Raw genomic sequence first — 18203 nt, forward strand, 5'->3', positions numbered from 1 at the left:
TACCCCGACTTCGCCGAAGTCGAGTCGATCACCACCGGGTGGTGGCGGATGTCCGTTTCCGATGGATGGTTTGGGGTGGATTCGGCATCGCCGTCCCGTGGTCGGTGCCACCCTGGTGGCGGAATCGGGGACCCGGCGGGGTCGTTATACCTGGCATGCCGCCGCGAGCCTCGGGCTTCGGTGGCGCGGCAGCCGCCGGGAACACCCGCCCGGCCGCCGCCGTTACATCCCCGCACGGCCGAGCACCACGATTGGCCGGCCCGTGTGGCGGCCCGTCGGGAACACCCGTGCGGTCGCCGCGGTTACACGGCCGAGCACCACCGGCCGGCGTGGTCCGGAATGCGGAATGACTCGCTGCCCCGGACCGTTGCACCACCCTCCGGGACAACCCCGTGCAGGCCCCCCGCCGGGCCGCCTGGCCACGTCCCGCCGTGAACTTTCCCGCTCGGCACACATCCCCCCGGTTTTTGTGTGTCGTTGCGTTTTCCCCCGATGCAGAGGAGCACGCCATCATGCGTACCGATCTGATTCGTAAGACCGCTCTGACCGCTGCTGGCCTCGCCTTCACCGGCGGCGCCATCGCCGGCCCCGTCACCACCGCCTACGCCGCGTCCGAGGCCAAGCCCGCGTCGCAGACCCAGGCCGACCGCAAGCCCTCGGGTGAGCGTCAGCTGGGCGTGCGCTACGAAGCCCAGCCCAACTTCTACTACTGCGGCCCCGCCGCCGCCCGTAACGCCCTGTCCGTGCAGGGCAAGAACATCAGCGTGGACGCCATGGCCAAGGAGATGGGCACCACCGAGGCCGGCACCAACAGCATCAACGACATCACCCCGGTACTCAACAAGGAGACCGGTAAGAACGACGCCTACCACAGCGTCGAGATCAGCAAGCCCGACGCCGACGCCACGCAGACCGACCAGCTACGCGCCGACATCGTCAAGACCGTCGACAACGGCCGCGCCGTGGTCGCCAACATCGCCGGCACCAGCACCGACACCGACGGCAACACCCACTCGTTCGAAGGCGGGCACTACATCAGCGTCGTGGGCTACCGCGACAACGGCACCACCGTACGGATCGCCGACTCCGCCGACCCGAACACCGCCTCCTACGACATCACCGTCGAGCACCTCGCCGACTGGATCGCCACCCGCGGCTACGCCACCAGCTGACCCCACCCCAGCACCACCACCGACAAGGGCCGGACCCCACCACGGGGCCCGGCCCTTTCGGCATGCCCCGGGTCAGCGATCCCTACCGGTGCGGGCCTCCGCCCCCGCGCCGAGTGGCCCGGTTCCTCAGCCCACCTGCCCAAGACATGAGCAGATCTTGGACAGTTTCCGTTATCGGCTAACGGAAACTGTCCAAGATCTGTGCGTTCAGGCTGCGGCGGTGCGGTCGGAGACGGGTAAGAGGCGGGTGAGGCGGCCCCTTGGCCGCTCCGAGCCACATCGGCGTCGGCGTGGGCGTTGGCACACACGACCGGCGGCTCTGGCGCATGGTCCGACGCGGCTACCGCGCGCCATGGCGCACACAGCCGGTTGCGGGTCAGCCGCCGGAGTCGTCCATCTCGGCGCCCTCGGGGACGGTGTCGTCGTCCCGGCTGGCCAGCCAGCCGTCCGGGAGAAAGACCTTGCCCGGCGAGTTGGTACGCCCGCGCGGCTGACCCAGTGCGGCCACCGGAAACGGCTCCGCCGGGTCGAGCTTGCCGAGCAGGTCGTCGAGCTGGGCCAGGCTCTCGATCATCGCCAGCGAACGGCGCAGCTCGCCGCCCACGGGGAAGCCCTTCAGGTACCAGGCGACGTGCTTGCGGAAGTCGGTGCAGCCGTCGCGCTCACCCCGGGCGGGGTTGCGGGCGCCGGCCACGAACTGGTCGACGAGCAGCTCGGCGTGCCGGCGCATGGTCACCGCCACCTCGCCGAGGGTGGGCAGACGCCGTTCGGGCCGACCGTTGAAGGCGGCCTCCAGGTCGGCGAAGAGCCACGGCCGGCCGAGGCAGCCCCGGCCGACCACCACGCCGTCGACCCCGGTGTGGGCGACCATCCGCAGCGCGTCGTCGGCCTCCCAGATGTCGCCGTTGCCGAGGACCGGCACGTCGAGGGCCTGCTTCAAGGTGGCGATCGCGTCCCAGTCGGCGGTGCCCGAGTAGCGCTGGGCGGCCGTCCGCCCGTGCAGGGCCACCGCGGCGACGCCGGCGTCCTGGGCGGCGAGCCCCGCTTCGACGTACGTCAGGTGGTCGTCATCGATGCCCTTGCGCATCTTCACGGTGACCGGCACCCCGGAGGGTGCGGCGGCGTCCACCGCGGCCCGCACCAGGCGGGCGAAGAGCCGGCGTCGCCACGGGAGCGCCGCGCCGCCGCCGCGCCGGGTGACCTTGGGTACGGGGCAGCCGAAGTTGAGGTCGATGTGGTCGGCCAGGTTGCGCTCGACGACGATCCGCACGGCGGCGGCGGTGACCTCCGGGTCGGTGCCGTAGAGCTGGAGGCTGCGCGGCTGTTCGTCGTCGCCGAACGCGATCATGCGGAGCGTCTTCGGGTTGCGCTCGACCAGCGCACGGGTCGTGATCATCTCGCAGACGTAGATGCCGCCGCCCTGCTCGCGGCACAGCCGGCGGAACCCGACGTTCGTGATCCCGGCCATCGGCGCGAGCACCACCGGCGGCGACACCTGGTACGGCCCGAGGGCCAACGGGCGCAGCGCGGGAACGGTCGAGGCGGTCACCGCACAAGTGTACGGGGCCCCGACCGGCGCTTTCCGCGTCGGCCGGGACCCCGTGCCCACCGTCTCAGCAGCCGGGGAGGCGCTCGATCAGGTAACGCTCGACCTGGTCCAGCGAGACGCGCTCCTGGCCCATGGTGTCCCGGTTGCGCACCGTCACGGCGTTGTCGTCCAGCGTGTCGAAGTCGACGGTCACGCAGAACGGGGTGCCGATCTCGTCCTGCCGGCGGTAGCGGCGGCCGATCGCCTGCGAGTCGTCGAACTCCACCACCCAGCGCTTGCGCAGCAGCGTGGCGAGGTCCTTCGCCTTGGGCGACAGCGCCTCGTTGCGGGACAGCGGCAGCACCGCCACCTTCACCGGGGCCAGCCGCGGGTCGAACCGCATCACCGTGCGCTTGTCGACGCCGCCCTTGGTGTTCGGCGCCTCGTCCTCGTCGTACGCCTCCAGCAGGAAGGCGAGCACCGCGCGGGTCAGACCGGCGGCCGGCTCGATGACGTACGGCATCCAGCGCTCGCCCTTGGTCTGGTCGAAGTACGACAGGTCGACGCCGGAGTGCTTGCTGTGCGTGGAGAGGTCGAAGTCGGTGCGGTTGGCGACACCCTCCAGCTCGGCGAACTCGGTCCCGCCGAACTGGAAGCGGTACTCGATGTCGACAGTGCGCTTCGAGTAGTGCGAGAGCTTCTCGGCAGGGTGCTCGTAGAGGCGCAGGTTGTCCGCCGACAGACCCAGGTCGAGATACCAGTTCCAGCGCTCCTGGAGCCAGTACTCGTGCCACTCTTCGTCCGTGCCCGGCTCGACGAAGAACTCCATCTCCATCTGCTCGAACTCGCGGGTCCGGAAGATGAAGTTGCCCGGGGTGATCTCGTTGCGGAACGACTTGCCGGTCTGCGCGATGCCGAACGGCGGCTTCTTGCGGGCGACCGTCTCGACGTTCTTGTAGTTGACGAAGATGCCCTGCGCGGTCTCCGGGCGCAGGTAGTGCAGCCCTTCGTCGCTCTCCACCGGGCCGAGGTAGGTCTTCATCAGGCCGTTGAACATCTTCGGCTCGGTGAAGGTGCCCTTGTTGCCGCAGTTGGGGCAGTTGATCTCCGCGAGCGAGGCCGGCGGGTGGCCGTGCTTGGCCTCGTACGCCTCCTCCAGGTGGTCGGCCCGGAACCGCTTGTGGCAGAACTGGCACTCGGTGAGCGGGTCGACGAACTCGGCGATGTGGCCGGACGCCTCCCACACCTTGCGGGCCAGGATCACCGCGGAGTCGAGGCCGACGACGTCGTCGCGCTGCTGGACCATGGTCTTCCACCACTGCCGGCGGACGTTCTCCTTCAGCTCCACACCGAGCGGACCGTAGTCCCACGCCGATCGGGTGCCTCCGTAGATCTCGCTGGAGGGGAAGACGAAGCCTCGGCGCTTGGCGAGGCTGACGACGGCGTCGATACGGTCGACTGGCATGTTTCCTCCTACGCCGGCTGGCGGTCGGCGGGGGCGAGATGTGGATGGATCGGGTCGGTTCGGGACAACGGTACGACCACCGGCGTCCCGAGCCCAGCAGAATACCGGGGGCGGGTCAGCTCACCCCGCACACCTCCATGCCGCCGGTCTGACCGTCCTGGCCCAGGCTGACCTGCTGTCGCTCCCGGTCGCCGCCGTCGAGGGTCACGTCGACTCCGACGGTCAGGTTGGTGGTGTCCACCTCACCCACCCGGAACGCGGTGACCTGCGGCTCGGCGGCCGCCCGCCGCTCGAACTCGGGGCGGGACTCGCGCCGCTGCGCGTCGTCGCAGAGCTGGTCGTACGCCCGGCCGTAGTTTCGCTCGACGAGCGCCTGGTAGTAGTCGCCGGTCACCGTGCGGCCCTGCTCGCGTACCGCCTGCACGCCGCTCACGGCCAGGCCGACGACGGCCGCGCCTCCTCCGCCACAGCAGAGCAGCACGGCGAGGGCGCCGACGCCGAGGCCGATCCAGAGCCGGGTCCGGCGGCCCTCGGTGGGCGGCGCGGCGAACGGCGGAGCCACACCGGGACCGGGCGGCGGGGCGGGTGCGGTCATAGGAGCAGGGTAGTGCCCGGCGGCTCAGCGGTAAGGACCAGCAGCCCGATCACTCTCGGCGACCACCACGGCTCCCCCGGGCGCGGCGCTGGCCAGCGCCTCGTACGCGGACGGCTCGTCGACCGACTCGGCGAGCAACGGCACCGCGGTCACCTTGACCTCGAAGGCGCCCAGCGCCCGCCGGTAGGTGCCGACCGACTCCCACTCGGTGACGAGTGACCAGTACCGGGGGTCGTCCAGGGCTCGGACCAGTTGGCCGCGCAGGTAGCCGGGGCAGGCGGCCAGCGCGGTGAGGGCGGCGTGCGCCCGTTCGGCGAAGCCGTCGGCGACATCGACGTCGACCACGAACCGGTTGGTCACCAGCACCGGGGGTTCCTCCTCGTAGAGTCTGTGGGATGCAGCGTACGCAGCGCCCTCTGCTGGCCCGGTTGGCCGGGGCGAACCCAACGTCGGTGTTCCTGCTCACCCTGGTGGTGGTGCTGGTGGCGTTCTTCACGCCGGGGGTGGTCGGCGGGCTGCTGACGCTGGCCCTCGCCGCCGCCCTGATCGCCCTGTTGGCGACCACCTGGCCGGTTCAGGCCCCGCAGACCCGGCTGATCCGGCTGCTGATGCTGACCCTGCTGGTCACGGTGGGCCTCGCGAAGCTGCTCTGACATGCAAGCATGCGTTTTTGACAATCATTGTCGTTACCACGGACAGTTGGGGACATGACCAACCGCACCACGTCCCGCGTCCTGGCCGCCGCGACCGCCCTGCTCGCCCTGGGCGCCGTCGCCGGCTGCTCCACCGGCGGCGCGGCCGGCGCCGATCCCCAACGGGTCGACGTGGTCGCCGCGTTCTACCCACTCCAGTTCATCGCCGAGCGCGTCGGCGGTGACGCGGTCCACGTGACCAACCTGGCCAAGCCCGGCGCCGAGCCGCACGACCTGGAGCTGAGCCCTCGCCAGGTCGGCCAGGTCACCGAGGCCGAGCTCATCGTCTACCTCAAGGGCTTCCAGCCCGCGGTGGACGAGACGGTCGCGCAGGACGACGACGCCCGGGTGTTCGACGTGGCCGGCGTGCAGCCGCTGTTGGACGCGAGCGCCGGCGGCCACAACCACGAGGGTGCGGAGGAGCAGGGCGAGGAGCAGCACGCTCACGCCAAGGACCCGCACGTCTGGCTCGACCCGACCCGGCTCGCCGCCATCGGCGACCAGCTCGCCCAGCGGCTCGGCGAGGTCGACGCGGACCACGCCGTCGACTACACCGCCCGGGCCACGGCGCTGCGCGCCGACCTGACGGCCCTCGACGGCGAGCTCACTAAGGGCCTCGCGACCTGCCAGCGGCGGGAGATCGTGACCAGCCACACCGCGTTCGGCTACCTGGCCGACCGCTACCGGCTCGAACAGGTCGGCATCACCGGGCTGAGCCCGGACGTCGAGCCCTCGCCGCAGCGGCTCGCCCGGGTCATCGAGGATGCGAAGGCGCACCACGCCACCACGATCTTCTTCGAGGCGCTGGTCAGCCCGAAGGTCGCCGAGACCATCGCCGGTCAGGTCGGCGCGAAGACCGCGGTGCTCGACCCGATCGAAGGACTCGCCGCGGGCAGCGGCTCGGACTACCTTTCGGTGATGCGTACCAACCTGCAGACCCTGCGGACGGCGTTGAGCTGCTCGTGAGCACCCCCGTCATCACCGTCGAGCACGGCGCGGTCGGCTACGACGGCCGCCCGGTGCTCCGGGACGTCTCGCTCACCGTGACCGCCGGGGAGGTGGTCGCGGTGCTCGGCGCCAACGGCTCCGGCAAGTCCACGCTGATCCGCGCGATCCTCGGCCTGGTGCCGCTCACCGCCGGCTCGATCACCCTCTTCGACCGGCCGTTGCGCCAGTTCCGCCAGTGGCAGCGCATCGGGTACGTCCCGCAGCGCCTCGGCGCTGGCGGAGGCGTGCCCGCCACCGTCCGCGAGGTGGTGGCGTCCGGCCGACTGGCCCGCCGGGGGATCCTGCGCCCGCCCGGCGCGGCCGACCGGGCCGCCGTCGACGCGGCCCTGCGCGCGGTCGGGCTCGCCGACCGGGCCACCGACCCGGTGTCCACCCTCTCCGGCGGTCAGCAGCAGCGCACCCTGATCGCCCGTGCGCTGGCCGGCCGGCCGGAGCTGCTGATCCTCGACGAGCCCACCGCCGGGGTGGACGCGGCCAGCCAGGAGGCGTTCGCGGGCGCGCTGCGCGACTTCGTCGCCGACGGCGGGACGGTGCTGCTGGTGGCACACGAGCTGGGCCCGCTGCGACCGGTGATCAGCCGGGCGGTCGTCGTCCACCAGGGCGGCGTCTGTCACGACGGCCCGGTTCCGGACCCGGCCGGCCACCACGCGGAGCCCGACCACGACCACGTGCACCCGCACGGTCCCGACGAGCCCGCCGGGCTGTGGAGCAACTGACCATGGAACTCTTCCAGTACCCCTACATGCAACGCGCCCTGATCGGCGCGCTGGTGATCGGCCTGGCCGCGCCGGCGCTCGGCATCTACCTGGTGCAGCGCCGACTGACGCTGATCGGCGACGGCATCGGCCACGTGGCGTTGACCGGCGTCGGCGCCGGCCTGCTCCTCAACCGCTCGCCGGTGCTGGTGGCGGTGATCGTCGCCACGGTCGGCGCGATCGCCATCGAGGTGGTCCGCGCGCGCGGGCGGACCTCCGGCGACCTGGCCCTGGCGCTGCTCTTCTACGGCGGCATCGCCGGCGGCGTCCTGCTGGTCGGCCTCTCGGACGCGACCAGCGCCAACCTCAACGCCTACCTGTTCGGGTCCCTGCTCTCCACCTCGACCACCGACCTGATCACCGTCGGCGTGCTCGGCGCGGCGATCCTGCTCACCATGATCGTGCTGCGGCCGGCGCTCTTCGCGATCAGCCACGACGAGGAGTACGCCCGCGTGTCCGGCCTGCCGGTGCGCACCCTCAACCTGCTGATCGCGGTCACCACAGCGGTCACGGTGACCATCGCGATGCGGGCCGTCGGAGTGCTGCTGATCAGCGCGCTGATGGTGGTTCCGGTGGCCACCGCCCAGCAGGTCACCCGGGGCTTCCGCAGCACGATGGCCGCCGCGATGGCGCTCGGGTTCTTCGCTGCCGGCTCCGGCGTCTGGGTGGCGGCCACCGCCGACACCCCGCCCGGCGCCTCGGTGGTGCTGCTGGCGATCGCCTCGTTCCTGGTGGTGGCCGTGGCTGGCGCGCTCTGGCGGGCGGTACGCCGCCGCACCGCGCCGGCCCCCGTACCGGCGCCGGAACCGCACGAGGTCGTCCTGCACTGAGCCCGATCGGCGGATGTCGGTGGTATTGGTTACCGTTGCAAGATGACCAGCGCAACAGGCTACGAGGGTTTCGACGGAGCCAGCGAGTTGCTCCGGGCCCTGTCGGCGCCCATCCGGCTGGCCATCGTCAGCGAGCTGGCCAGCGGCGAGCGGTGCGTGCACGAGCTGGTAGAGAAGCTGGGCGCGGCACAGCCGCTGGTGTCCCAGCACCTGCGGGTGCTGCGCGGAGCGGGCGTGGTGCGGGGCTCCCGCCGGGGCCGGGAGATCGCCTACAGCCTGGTCGACGAGCACGTCGCGCACATCGTGGCGGACGCGGTCAGCCACGCCGGGGAGGGATCATGAGCGAGAGCGGCGCCGCGGTGCGCAACACCCGGCAGCGCTCGGCGGTGAGCGCGCTGCTGGGCGAGATGGAGGGCTTCCACAGCGCCCAGGACCTGCACGCGATGCTCCGGCAGCGCGGTGAGCGGGTCGGCCTCACGACTGTCTACCGCACCCTGCAGGGGCTGGCCGACGCGGGCGAGATCGACGTGATGCGCCCGCCGGGCGGCGAGCACCTCTACCGCCGGTGCAGCGAGGGGCACCACCACCACCTGGTCTGCCGGGCCTGCGGGCGTACGGTCGAGGTGGCCGGCCCCGCGGTGGAGAGCTGGGCCGACCGGGTCGCCGCGCAGCACGGCTACGCCGACGTCAGCCACACCCTGGAGATCTTCGGCACCTGCCCGGCCTGCGTCCGCTGACCAGCGTGGCCGACCTTCGGTTCCGCCCGGTCCAGCCGGTGGGCGACACCGTCGCGTTCGGGGGCCTGCGGCTCGCCTGATCGCCGATCCCCCGGCCGGGCGTCGGTGGCGGGGAGCGGAGCCTGCGGCGCCCCCGGGCCGGGGTCACCCCGGCCACCGATCGACGGGTGCCGGGCGGGGACCGTTCGTGGCACGCTGTCCGGCGTGAAGATCTACGCCGATCGGTTTCCGACCGCCGTCCGCCAGTTGCTCACCGACCTGCTCGTCGTCGCCTGGGTGTACGTCGCGATCCGCGCCGCGCTCTGGCTGCACGACCTGGTGCAGAAGCTCGCCGTACCCGGGCAGAAGCTGGAGGGCGCCGGCAGTGGCCTCGCCGACAACCTCGCCGACGCCGGCGGCAAGGTCCGGCGGGTGCCGCTGGTCGGTGACGAGCTGACCGCGCCCTTCCAGCGGGCCGCCGACGCCGCCCGGGGTCTCGCCGACGCCGGCCGCGACCAGCAGCACCTGGTCGACCAGCTCGCCCTCGCCCTCACCGTCGCGGTGCTGATCTTCCCGCTCGGCCTGGTGCTCTTCGGTTGGCTGCCGCTGCGGCTGCGCTGGATGCGCCGGGCCGGATCGGCCGCGAAGCTGGCCGTCGGGCCGGCCGGGCGGGATCTGCTCGCGCTACGCGCGCTGGCCACCCAGCCGCTGGGCCGGCTGACCCGGATCGCGCCGGACGTCGCCGAGGCGTGGCGACGTGGCGACGACGACACCGTCGAGGCCCTGGCCGCCCTGGAGCTACGCCAACTCGGCCTGCGCAGCAGAGGCCGCTGAACCTGCGGTACACCCCTGGCTTGATCCACACCAGATCGCCGATGTGGGTGTGTCCGGGCCGCCGGATGCCCCCACCTCGGCGACCTGGTGTGGATCGACCACCAGCTGCCGTCGCGTGCCACAACCTGCGTGCGGCACGCCGGCCGTTAAGGTCTTCGGGTGTTCTACTTCCTGATCGTCATCGCCGTACTGCTGCTCGGCTACGCCGCCGTCCTGGTCTCCCTCGTCCGCCGGGGCAGGAAGATCCCACCCGCGGCGTACCTCGCCCTGGCCGGGCTCAACGGTCTGATCCTGGCGGGGGTGCTGGCCTGGGCGGTCGCCCGCTGACAGCGCGCCGGGCAGCCAGGCCACGCCGCGGCGGCACGGCACGCGCAAACGCAGCACGGCAAGCGCGGCCGGCACGGCAAGCGCGGCCAACGCGACCAGTCCGGCCGGCGCGAACAGCGGCGAGGGGCGGCCCGGCGGGCGGGCCGCAGGGGGTCAGGCCGCGGGTTCGGAGGTTACGGCTTCGGCGGGATGCGGCGGCGGACGTCCTCGGCGGTGGACGGGCCGGGCGACCAGCGGGCCACCCAGGGCAACTCGTCGGACGGGGTGACGACCCCCTCCTCCAGCCCCGCGTAGCGGCCGGCGAGGATCCGCTTGGCGGCGGCCGTGTCGACGGAGTCGGTGTTGTCCCAGAGTGCCGTGAACAGCGCGTCCACCCGGACCCGGGCCTGCCGGCAGAACAGGTCGGCCAGCTCGACGTTCTCCGGTCGCGTGTCGCGCTCGGCGGACGCCCGGACGCAGACGGCGGACATCGCGAACAACTCCGCGCCGATGTCCACCACGCGCCCGAGGAACGCCTGCTTGCGCTCCATTTTTCCCTGCCAGCGGGACATCGCGTAAAACGTCGACCGGGCCAGCTTGCGCGACGACCGTTCCACCTGGCGCAGGTGCGCGGCCAGGGGCCCGAACTCGGCGTACGCCGATGGGCTCTGGCCCTTGCCGACCGCGAGGGTGGGCAGCCACCTCGCGTAGAACGCTCCCGCACGGGCGCCGGCGCGGGCCTTGCGGCCGAGCCCCGCCTCCGGGTCGATGATGTCGCCGGCCACCGAGAGGTGGGCGTCGACCGCCTCCCGGGCGATCAGCAGATGCATGATCTCGGTCGAGCCCTCGAAGATCCGGTTGATCCGCAGGTCGCGGAGCACCTGCTCGACGTTGGCCGGGCGTTCGCCGCGGGCGGCCAGCGAGTCGGCCGTCTCGTAGCCACGCCCGCCCCGGATCTGGATCAGCTCGTCGGCGATCTTCCAGGCCATCTCGCTGGCGTACAGCTTGACCAGCGCCGCCTCGATCCGGATGTCGTTGCGGTCGTCGTCGGCGAGCAGGCAGCACAGGTCGAGCATGGTCTCCATGCCGTACGTGGTGGCGGCGATGAAGGAGAGCTTCTGGGCGACCGCCTCGTGCTCGCCCACCGGCCGGCCCCACTGGACGCGGTCGGCGGCCCACCCCCGGGCCACGTTCAACGACCACTTGCCGGCGCCCACGCACATGGCCGGCAGCGAGAGCCGACCGGTGTTCAGCGTGGTCAGGGCGATCTTGAGCCCCTTGCCCTCACCGCCGATGACGTTCTCCGCCGGCACGAACACGTCGTGGAACCGGGTCAGGCTGTTCTCCAGACCACGGAGGCCGACGAACTCGTTGCGCCGCTCCACGGTGATGCCCGCGCTGTCGCCGTCCACCACGAACGCGGTGATCCCGCCGCGCCGACCCTCGGCGGCGGGCACCCGGGCCATCACCACCAGCAGGGTCGCGACGATGCCGTTGGTGGCCCAGAGCTTGACCCCGTTGAGTCGGTAGCCGGTGCCGTCCTCGGTCGGCTCGGCGGTGGTGGCGAGCCGGGCCGGGTCGGAGCCCACGTCCGGCTCGGTGAGCAGGAACGCGGAGACCTCGCCCGCGGCGAGCCGGGGCAGGAAGCGCTGCTTCTGCTCGGCGGTGCCGAACATCTTCAGCGGCTGCGGCACCCCGATCGACTGGTGGGCCGAGAGCAGCGCGCCGATCGCCGGGCTGACCGAGCCGGCCAGCATCAGCGCCCGGCAGTAGTGCAGGTTGCTCAGCCCGAGGCCGCCGTACTTGCGGTCGATCTTCATGCCGAACGCGCCGAGGTCGGCCAGCCCGTGGAACACGGCGTCCGGAATGGAGGCGTCCCGTTCGATGGCCGCGCCGTCCACCTCGGAGGTGAGGAAGGCGCGGAACCGACCAAGGAACTCCTCGGCGCGGGCCACGTCGTCCGGGTCGGAGCGCGGCCAGGGATCGATCAGGTCGAGCCGGAACCGCCCGAGGAACAGCTCCTTGCCGAAGCTGGGCCGATCCCAGGTGGACTCCCGGGCGGCCTCGGCGACCTGCCGGGCCTCCTTCTCGGAGACCTGCCCCGCCTCCGCCGGCAACGGCCCGGTGCTGCCCGGTGTGGCGCTGCCGGCTTCGGAGTCGGGGCCGTCCGGTGCCGGTCGGCCATTCTGCGTCGTGGTCACGGCTGCCCCCTCGAACCTCGGTTGCGGCTGCGTCGACGTGCGCGACTACCGTCACGCTACCCCCGGTTGTTACCCAGGGGTAGCGCTGCGTGCGGATCGTCTGCTCGCTGCTCCGGCGGGGTCAGCGGCCGCTGAGCGTGTCCGGGTCGTCATCGTCGTCATCGATGTCGTCGTCCCCCCAGTTGCGGCGGGCGAACGGCAGGATCACCCAGAACAGGAGGAACCAGAGCCCGGCCAGCGCGCTGAGCAGGAACGCGATCGGCCGGTCCAGCACGAAGTCGGTGATCAGCAGGACCGCGCTGACCATCGCGATCAGCATGAAGGCGAGGCCGCCGGTGGCCATCCGGTGCGCGAACCGCACCAGCTCCGGCTTGCGCCCCTGACGGAACAGCGCCCGGTGGAACGCCACCGGCGAGATGATCATCGCGGTGGCGGCGGCCGCGGCGAGCAGCGCGACGATGTAGACGTCCCGCTGGAACTCGCTGGTCCGGGTGAACCCGTTGCTGAACGGCAGGGTGAGCAGGAAGGCGAAGAGGATCTGCACGCCGGTCTGGGCGACCCGCAGCTCCTGCAACAGGTCGGCGAAGTTGCGCTGCCAACGCTGCTTCTCGGTCTCCTTGGACACGCGCTACCTCCGGTCAGACGGTACTGCCGGCGGTCCCAGCCGCCGGCAGCAACGCCAATGCCCCACACGGCCGAGCGCGAAACAGGCTCACGACACGTTCCGGCCATCTCCCCGTCGCCCGCCGGTCATCGCCCGGTCGCCACGCCGTCGCCCGCCCGCCCCAAGCCGAGCCGCCCGCGCCACCCGCCGTGCCGTCGCCCGCCCGCGCCATGCCGACCGCCCGGGTCGCGCCATCGCCCGCGCCGCCGGGGGTCAGGAGCCGCGGCGGATCCGGCCGGCGTATCTGGCCTCCAGGGCCGTGTTGTGCGCGTCGCCGTCCGGGATGTTCGCCGACAGGTAGACCGGGGGCCGCTCCCCCGCTGCCAGCAACCGGGCGACGACCTCCACGGTGATCTGCTGCGCCAGCAGCGCCGCCGTGATCGAGGAGACCGCGCCGACCGCGCCACCGCCGGGCAGCGGCAGGGTCGCGTCGCCGTACGGTGCGCCGTTGTCGAGCACCACGTCGGCGAGGTCGGCCAGCTTGCGCCCGGACGGGTGGCGGGACGTCATCCGGCCGGAGTGCTGCGCCGAGGTGATCGCCACCAGCGGGTGACCATGCTCCTTGACCAGCGTGGCGAACTCGACCATCGCGCCGTTGACCCCGGAGTTCGACGCGAGCACGAAGACGTCGGCAGCCTGTACGGGGGCCAGCTCCCAGAGCCGGTGCGCCACCGCCGGGTCCCGCTCCAGCAGCGGCCCGAGACGATCGGCCGGTTCGCCGCCGAGCAGCACCAGGTCACGCAGCGCGATCCGGTTGGTGGGCACCAGACCACCCGCCCGACCGGCGATCTCCATGGCGAGGGCCTCCGAGTGCCCGGTGCCGAAGGCGTGCACCACCCCGTCGGCGCGTACCGCTTCGGCGATCAGATCGGCGGCCCGCCCGACCGCATCCCGCTGGCTGGCGGCCACCCGGCCGATCGTCTCGGTCACCACGGCCAGGTAGTCCTCGGCGCTCACACTCATGCGTCCTCCGTCGTCCGGTTGCGGGCCATCCACTGCACCGCGAAGTCGACCGCCGCCCGCTGGCGTACCAACCTCCCCGTCCCCGCGCCCACCGGGCCGCAGCGCACCGCCCCGGTGGCCTCCAGGTCCCGACCCAACGCGCCGAAGTCGCCCGCGTCGAGCCGGGGCGTACACCCAGCAGGCGCAGCTGCGCGGCGAGCGAGCGACGGGTGTCCGGCCCGCCGGCAGGTGCCGTCACGGCGCTCCTCCGCCCGGCGCCGGCCCACCCGGCGCCCGTCTGCCCGGCGTTCGTTGGCCCGGCGTGTCTCGGCACGGCACGGCTCAGGCCGTCCCGGCGATCCGGGCCAGGACCGCCTCGGCCAGCGCGGCGGGTGCGGCGTCCGGAATCCAGTGGCTCACCCCGGGCAGCGGTACGAAGCGGTAGTCACCGATGACGTTGGCGGCGCACGCCTCGGCGGCGGTCCGCCCGATGGCGACGTCCCGGTCGCTCCAGACGTAGGTGGTGGGTACCGCGACCGGGCCGACGCCGGCCAGGTCGGCGCGGGACATGGCCCGGTACCAGTTCAGGGCGGCGGTGAGCGCACCCGGCTCCCGCATCGGGTCGGCGTAGCGGTCCACCCGGGAGGCGTCACCCACCCCGCCGAGCATCTTGCGCAGCGCCGTCGCGTGCCACGCCAGCAGCACCTTCTCGGCCTTGCCCGGCTTGCGGAACAGCGCGATGTACGACGAGCGCGCCTTCTGCTGGCCGTCGGTGGCGAGGGCGTGCGCCATGGCCGCCGGGTGCGGCACGGACACCGCGGTCAACGTACGGACCCGCTCGGGGTGCGCGGCGGCCACCGCCCAGGCCACGATCGCGCCCCAGTCGTGGCCGACCAGGTGGACGGCGTCCACATCGAGCGCGTCGAGCACCGCCACCACGTCGGCGACCAGTTCCGGAATCCGGTACGCGACCACCGCCTCCGGCCGGGCACCCGGCGAGTAGCCCCGCTGGTCCAGCGCGTACGTGCGCAGCCCGGCGGCGTGCAGTGCCGGCACGACGTCGTCCCACTCGCCGCTGTGCTGCGGGAAGCCGTGCAGCAGGAGGACGGGAACGCCGTCGGCCGGGCCGCCGGTGCCTACCTCGAACGTGAGACCTCGCGCGTCGACCTGCATGATCGGCAGCCTACCCAGCCGGCCGAGCGCCGGCCCTGATGCGCGGGCGGCCGAATGCCCTGCTGGGCCGTTACCCCTGGTCGGTGCTAGCGTCACCGAGACAACTTCACATCCGACAGGGGAGCGCACAGCGCTGAGAGTGCGGGCACGCCCGCAGACCCTCGAACCTGATCTGGGTAATGCCAGCGCAGGGAGTTCGGTCGACCTCCAGCCGCGCCGTGAGTCCGGTGCCACCGGGCGCGCGGCGTGCGTCTTCTCCTGGTTCGTTCCACTGAACTGGGAGCACAGCATGGACAACACCACCAGCCGTTGGCGCACCATCGACATCGTGGTCGCCTCGGTGATCGCGGTCGCCTTCGGCGTCATCTTCTGGGCCTGGGGCCTGGTCTGGAGCGCCACCGAGGGCGCGTTCGCCTTCTTCCCGCCCGCGCAGACGCTGATCTACGGCGTCTGGCTGCTGCCGGCCGTGGTCGGCGGCCTGGTCATCCGCAAGCCCGGCGCCGCGCTCTACTGCGAGACGGTGGCCGCGGTCGTCTCCGCACTGCTGGGCAGCCAGTGGGCCGGCACGGTGATCCCTCAGGGCATCGTGCAGGGCATCGGAGCCGAGCTGGCGTTCGCCGCCTTCCGGTACCGGTCGTACCGGCTGCCGACCGCCGTGCTGGCCGGCGCGCTGACCGGTCTCAGCGCGGCGCTGTTCGACTTCTTCGTCTGGAACGTCGACTACGCGCTGGACGACTACCGCATCCCCTACGCCCTGCTCACCATCGTCAGCGCCACGATCATCGCTGGCGTGGGCGGCTGGCTGCTCACCCGCGCCCTGGCCAACACCGGCGCGCTGGACCGCTTCCCGGTAGGCCGAAACCGCGCCCTCATCTGAGGGCGCAACTGTCCCCGTGATCAAGAGGTTTGCGTCAACGGAAGCCGGAATTCTGACGCAAACCTCTTGATCACCGGCGGGGAGACGGCGGGAGGACGGCCGGGAGACGGCCGGGAGGGGGTGTTGGGTGGGCGGGGTACTGCTGCGGGGGTTCGGGTGGCGGCATGCCGGGCGGCGGGCCTGGGCTGTGCGCGGCGTGGATCTGCGGGTCGAGGCCGGAGAACGGGTGCTGCTGCTCGGGCCCTCCGGGGCCGGTAAGAGCACCCTGCTCACCGCGCTGGCCGGGCTGCTGCCCGAGGATTCCGGTGAGCAGGAGGGCACCGTCGAGATCGACGGGCTCGACCCCCGCAAGGCGCGGGAACGGGTCGGCATCGTCTTCCAGGACCCGCAGACCCAGCTGGTGATGGCGCGCAGCGGCGACGATGTCGCGTTCGGGCTGGAGAACCGGGGCGTGCCGACGGACGAGATCTGGCCCCGGGTCGACGAAGCGCTGCGGCGGGTCGGCTTCCCGTACCCCCGCGACCGCAGCACTGCCGCGCTGTCCGGCGGCGAGCAGCAACGCCTGGCCCTGGCCGGCGCGCTTGCCCTGCGGCCCGGCCTGCTGCTGCTCGACGAGCCGACCGCCAACCTCGACCCGGACGGGGCCGCCCTGGTCCGAGGGGCGGTGGCGGGCGCGCTGGACGCCGACACCACAGTGATCCTGGTCGAACACCGGGTCGCCGAGGCGCTGCCACTGGTCGACCGGGTGGTCGTCCTGGAGCCTGGCGGCGGGGTCCGCGCGGACGGGACGCCCGAGGCGGTCTTCGCCGCGCACGGCGCTGCCCTCGCCGCCGAGGGCGTCTGGGTGCCCGGTCACCCCATCGCACCCCGCACGGCCACCGCCGCCCCTGGCGACCTGCTGCTCACCGCCGACCGGCTCGGCCTGCCGCCCCGGCTGGGCCCCACCGACCTGGCGGTACGCGCCGGAGAGGCACTCGCCGTACGCGGACCCAACGGCGCCGGCAAGTCCACGCTGGCGCTGCTGCTCGGCGGCCTGCTCAAACCGGGCGCCGGCCGCGTCACCGCCTCGGCCGAGTTGGCCGGCGCCGACCACCGCGCTCCCCCGCACCGCTGGCGAGCGCCCGCGCTGGCCCGACGGATCGGGTCGGTCTTCCAGGACCCGGAGCACCAGTTCGTCACCGGCACCGTCTTCGACGAGCTGGCGCTCGGGCCACGCCGGACGGGTCAACCCGAGGCTGCCGTCCGGGAGACCGCCGCGGGGCTGCTGGACCGGCTGCGGCTGACCCGACTCGCGGCCGCCAACCCGTACACCCTCTCCGGTGGGGAAGCGCGGCGACTGAGCGTGGCGACGGCCCTGGCCACGGCGCCCCGCCTGCTGATCTGCGACGAACCGACCTTCGGGCAGGACCGGCGGACCTGGCGGGAGCTGGTCGACCTCTTCGCCGACCTGCGGGACGCCGGGCACGGCGTGGTCACGGTCACCCACGACCTCGACTTCGTCGCCGCGCTCGCCGACCGCACGGTCACCCTCCAGCGGGCACCGGACGGCGCCCGGTGATCAGCATCGAGCCGATCGCCGCGCCCGGCGCCCCGCTGGCCCGGCGCAACCCGGTGGCGAAGGTGGCCGCCGCGCTTGTCTTCTCGTTCACCCTGCTGGCGACGCTCGACCCGGTGGCGCCGGCGATCGCCATCGCGGTCGAACTCGCCGTCCTGCCGCTGTTCGGCGTCCGCTACCGGGTGCTGGCCCGGCGGGCCCTGCCCCTGCTGCTCAGCGCCGCCGGCATCCTGGTCACCCTGGTGCTCTTCGCCGCCGACCAGTCCGGCCGGATCCTGCTGGACGCCGGGCCGGTGCTGGTGAGCACCGGCGTGCTGCGCACCGCTCTCGGCCTGGTGCTGCGGGTCTTCGCGGTGGCCCTGCCCGGCGTGATCGTCTTCGCCACCACCGACCCGACCGACCTGGCGGACGCCCTGATCCAGAACGCGAAGGCGCCGGCGCGGTTCGCCGTCGGGTCGCTGGCCGCGTTCCGGCTGGTGCCGCTGCTCGGTCAGGAGTGGCAGATGATCAGCATGGCCCGGCGGGCACGCGGCGTCGACGCGGGACGCAACCCGGTGGCGAAGCTGCGGCTGTTCACGTCCACGGCGTTCGCGCTGCTGGTCGGGGCGATCCGCCGGGGCACCCGGCTGGCCGTCGCCATGGACGCGCGCGGCTTCGACGGCGACACACCCCGTACCGTCGCCCGACGCCAGCGCTTCGGCCTCGCCGACGCGCTGCTGATCGCCGGGGCGGCCGCGCTGGCCGGAGCAGCCCTGACCACAAGCGTGCTCCTCGGCACCTTCCGCCCGCTGACCGGCTGAGCGGGCCGCTCAGCCAGTCGAGACGATCCGCACCACCTCGGTGATGCGGTGGCCCCCTGCGCTGCGCAGGCCACCACATCACCGACCTTG

At 72.8% G+C, this 18203-nt stretch carries 21 protein-coding genes and 1 riboswitch; of the genes, 12 read left to right on the plus strand and 9 right to left on the minus strand.

Going from position 1 to position 18203, the window contains the following annotated elements; all coding sequences use genetic code 11:
* Positions 1 to 512 precede the first annotated feature (512 nt).
* Positions 513 to 1172 carry a C39 family peptidase gene (locus ABZU46_RS03025; protein WP_354854644.1) on the plus strand — a complete coding sequence of 220 codons (660 nt, stop codon included), beginning with the start codon at positions 513 to 515 and terminating at the stop codon, positions 1170 to 1172.
* 376 nt (positions 1173 to 1548) lie between these two features.
* On the opposite strand, the gene dusB is transcribed toward ABZU46_RS03025, so the two are convergent.
* The 4 genes from dusB to ABZU46_RS03045 form a co-directional block, all read right to left on the minus strand.
* Positions 1549 to 2721, minus strand: coding sequence for a tRNA dihydrouridine synthase DusB (gene dusB / locus ABZU46_RS03030; protein ID WP_354854646.1), 1173 nt, complete (start codon positions 2719 to 2721; stop codon positions 1549 to 1551).
* A 64-nt stretch (positions 2722 to 2785) separates the two neighbouring features.
* On the minus strand, positions 2786 to 4165 hold the full coding sequence (locus tag ABZU46_RS03035; protein ID WP_354854648.1) for a glycine--tRNA ligase: 1380 nt from the start codon (positions 4163 to 4165) through the stop codon (positions 2786 to 2788).
* 115 nt (positions 4166 to 4280) lie between these two features.
* Complete coding sequence (locus ABZU46_RS03040) at positions 4281 to 4760, minus strand: hypothetical protein (protein ID WP_354854650.1); 480 nt, start codon at positions 4758 to 4760, stop codon at positions 4281 to 4283.
* Between the two features lie 24 nt (positions 4761 to 4784).
* Complete coding sequence (locus ABZU46_RS03045; RefSeq protein WP_354854652.1) at positions 4785 to 5126, minus strand: antibiotic biosynthesis monooxygenase; 342 nt, start codon at positions 5124 to 5126, stop codon at positions 4785 to 4787.
* A 29-nt stretch (positions 5127 to 5155) separates the two neighbouring features.
* Here ABZU46_RS03045 and ABZU46_RS03050 point away from each other — a divergent pair, with 29 nt between their 5' ends.
* The 8 genes from ABZU46_RS03050 to ABZU46_RS03085 all read left to right on the plus strand — a co-directional run bounded on the left by ABZU46_RS03050 (position 5156) and on the right by ABZU46_RS03085 (position 9922).
* Positions 5156 to 5413, plus strand: coding sequence for a hypothetical protein (locus ABZU46_RS03050; protein WP_354854653.1), 258 nt, complete (start codon positions 5156 to 5158; stop codon positions 5411 to 5413).
* 54 nt (positions 5414 to 5467) lie between these two features.
* Positions 5468 to 6418 carry a metal ABC transporter substrate-binding protein gene (locus tag ABZU46_RS03055; RefSeq protein WP_354854655.1) on the plus strand — a complete coding sequence of 317 codons (951 nt, stop codon included), beginning with the start codon at positions 5468 to 5470 and terminating at the stop codon, positions 6416 to 6418.
* A complete protein-coding gene (locus ABZU46_RS03060; RefSeq protein ID WP_354854657.1) occupies positions 6415 to 7176 on the plus strand; it encodes a metal ABC transporter ATP-binding protein in 762 nt (253 codons plus the stop codon). Before ABZU46_RS03055 ends, ABZU46_RS03060 begins: the two co-directional genes overlap by 4 nt.
* A 2-nt stretch (positions 7177 to 7178) precedes the next feature.
* A complete protein-coding gene (locus ABZU46_RS03065) occupies positions 7179 to 8045 on the plus strand; it encodes a metal ABC transporter permease (protein WP_354854658.1) in 867 nt (288 codons plus the stop codon).
* Positions 8046 to 8087: 42 nt separating this feature from the next.
* A complete protein-coding gene (locus ABZU46_RS03070) occupies positions 8088 to 8387 on the plus strand; it encodes a metalloregulator ArsR/SmtB family transcription factor (RefSeq protein ID WP_354854660.1) in 300 nt (99 codons plus the stop codon).
* The gene (locus ABZU46_RS03075) at positions 8384 to 8782 is read left to right on the plus strand and encodes a Fur family transcriptional regulator (protein ID WP_203150761.1); all 399 of its coding nucleotides are present in this window, start codon (positions 8384 to 8386) and stop codon (positions 8780 to 8782) included. The genes ABZU46_RS03070 and ABZU46_RS03075 overlap by 4 nt, the downstream gene beginning before the upstream one ends.
* Before the next feature lie 204 nt (positions 8783 to 8986).
* Positions 8987 to 9595, plus strand: a complete 609-nt coding sequence (locus tag ABZU46_RS03080; RefSeq protein ID WP_354854662.1) for a hypothetical protein — start codon at positions 8987 to 8989, stop codon at positions 9593 to 9595.
* 159 nt (positions 9596 to 9754) lie between these two features.
* Positions 9755 to 9922 (plus strand): hypothetical protein, encoded by a 168-nt coding sequence (locus tag ABZU46_RS03085; RefSeq protein WP_234587259.1) that lies wholly within the window; start codon positions 9755 to 9757, stop codon positions 9920 to 9922.
* A 173-nt stretch (positions 9923 to 10095) separates the two neighbouring features.
* On the opposite strand, the gene ABZU46_RS03090 is transcribed toward ABZU46_RS03085, so the two are convergent.
* From ABZU46_RS03090 to ABZU46_RS03110, 5 genes are all read right to left on the minus strand, one after another.
* Complete coding sequence (locus tag ABZU46_RS03090) at positions 10096 to 12102, minus strand: acyl-CoA dehydrogenase family protein (protein WP_354854665.1); 2007 nt, start codon at positions 12100 to 12102, stop codon at positions 10096 to 10098.
* 121 nt (positions 12103 to 12223) lie between these two features.
* Positions 12224 to 12727, minus strand: a complete 504-nt coding sequence (locus ABZU46_RS03095; protein WP_354854666.1) for a DUF6328 family protein — start codon at positions 12725 to 12727, stop codon at positions 12224 to 12226.
* Between the two features lie 252 nt (positions 12728 to 12979).
* Complete coding sequence (locus ABZU46_RS03100; RefSeq protein ID WP_354854668.1) at positions 12980 to 13729, minus strand: SIS domain-containing protein; 750 nt, start codon at positions 13727 to 13729, stop codon at positions 12980 to 12982.
* Positions 13726 to 13995, minus strand: a complete 270-nt coding sequence (locus tag ABZU46_RS03105; RefSeq protein WP_354854670.1) for an AAC(3) family N-acetyltransferase — start codon at positions 13993 to 13995, stop codon at positions 13726 to 13728. The genes ABZU46_RS03100 and ABZU46_RS03105 overlap by 4 nt, the downstream gene beginning before the upstream one ends.
* A gap of 55 nt (positions 13996 to 14050) precedes the next feature.
* Positions 14051 to 14881 carry an alpha/beta fold hydrolase gene (locus ABZU46_RS03110; protein ID WP_354854672.1) on the minus strand — a complete coding sequence of 277 codons (831 nt, stop codon included), beginning with the start codon at positions 14879 to 14881 and terminating at the stop codon, positions 14051 to 14053.
* Between the two features lie 107 nt (positions 14882 to 14988).
* Positions 14989 to 15093, plus strand: a riboswitch (TPP riboswitch).
* A 77-nt stretch (positions 15094 to 15170) separates the two neighbouring features.
* Between ABZU46_RS03110 and ABZU46_RS03115 the strand changes: the two genes are divergently transcribed.
* The 3 genes from ABZU46_RS03115 to ABZU46_RS03125 all read left to right on the plus strand — a co-directional run bounded on the left by ABZU46_RS03115 (position 15171) and on the right by ABZU46_RS03125 (position 18113).
* A complete protein-coding gene (locus tag ABZU46_RS03115; RefSeq protein WP_354854673.1) occupies positions 15171 to 15758 on the plus strand; it encodes an ECF transporter S component in 588 nt (195 codons plus the stop codon).
* A gap of 127 nt (positions 15759 to 15885) precedes the next feature.
* Positions 15886 to 17316, plus strand: a complete 1431-nt coding sequence (locus tag ABZU46_RS03120; RefSeq protein ID WP_354854675.1) for an ABC transporter ATP-binding protein — start codon at positions 15886 to 15888, stop codon at positions 17314 to 17316.
* The gene (locus ABZU46_RS03125; protein WP_354854676.1) at positions 17313 to 18113 is read left to right on the plus strand and encodes an energy-coupling factor transporter transmembrane component T; all 801 of its coding nucleotides are present in this window, start codon (positions 17313 to 17315) and stop codon (positions 18111 to 18113) included. The genes ABZU46_RS03120 and ABZU46_RS03125 overlap by 4 nt, the downstream gene beginning before the upstream one ends.
* The last annotated feature ends 90 nt before the right edge of the window (positions 18114 to 18203 follow it).

This window comes from Micromonospora sp. NPDC005197 (genome assembly GCF_040608295.1).
GTDB lineage: Bacteria > Actinomycetota > Actinomycetes > Mycobacteriales > Micromonosporaceae > Micromonospora.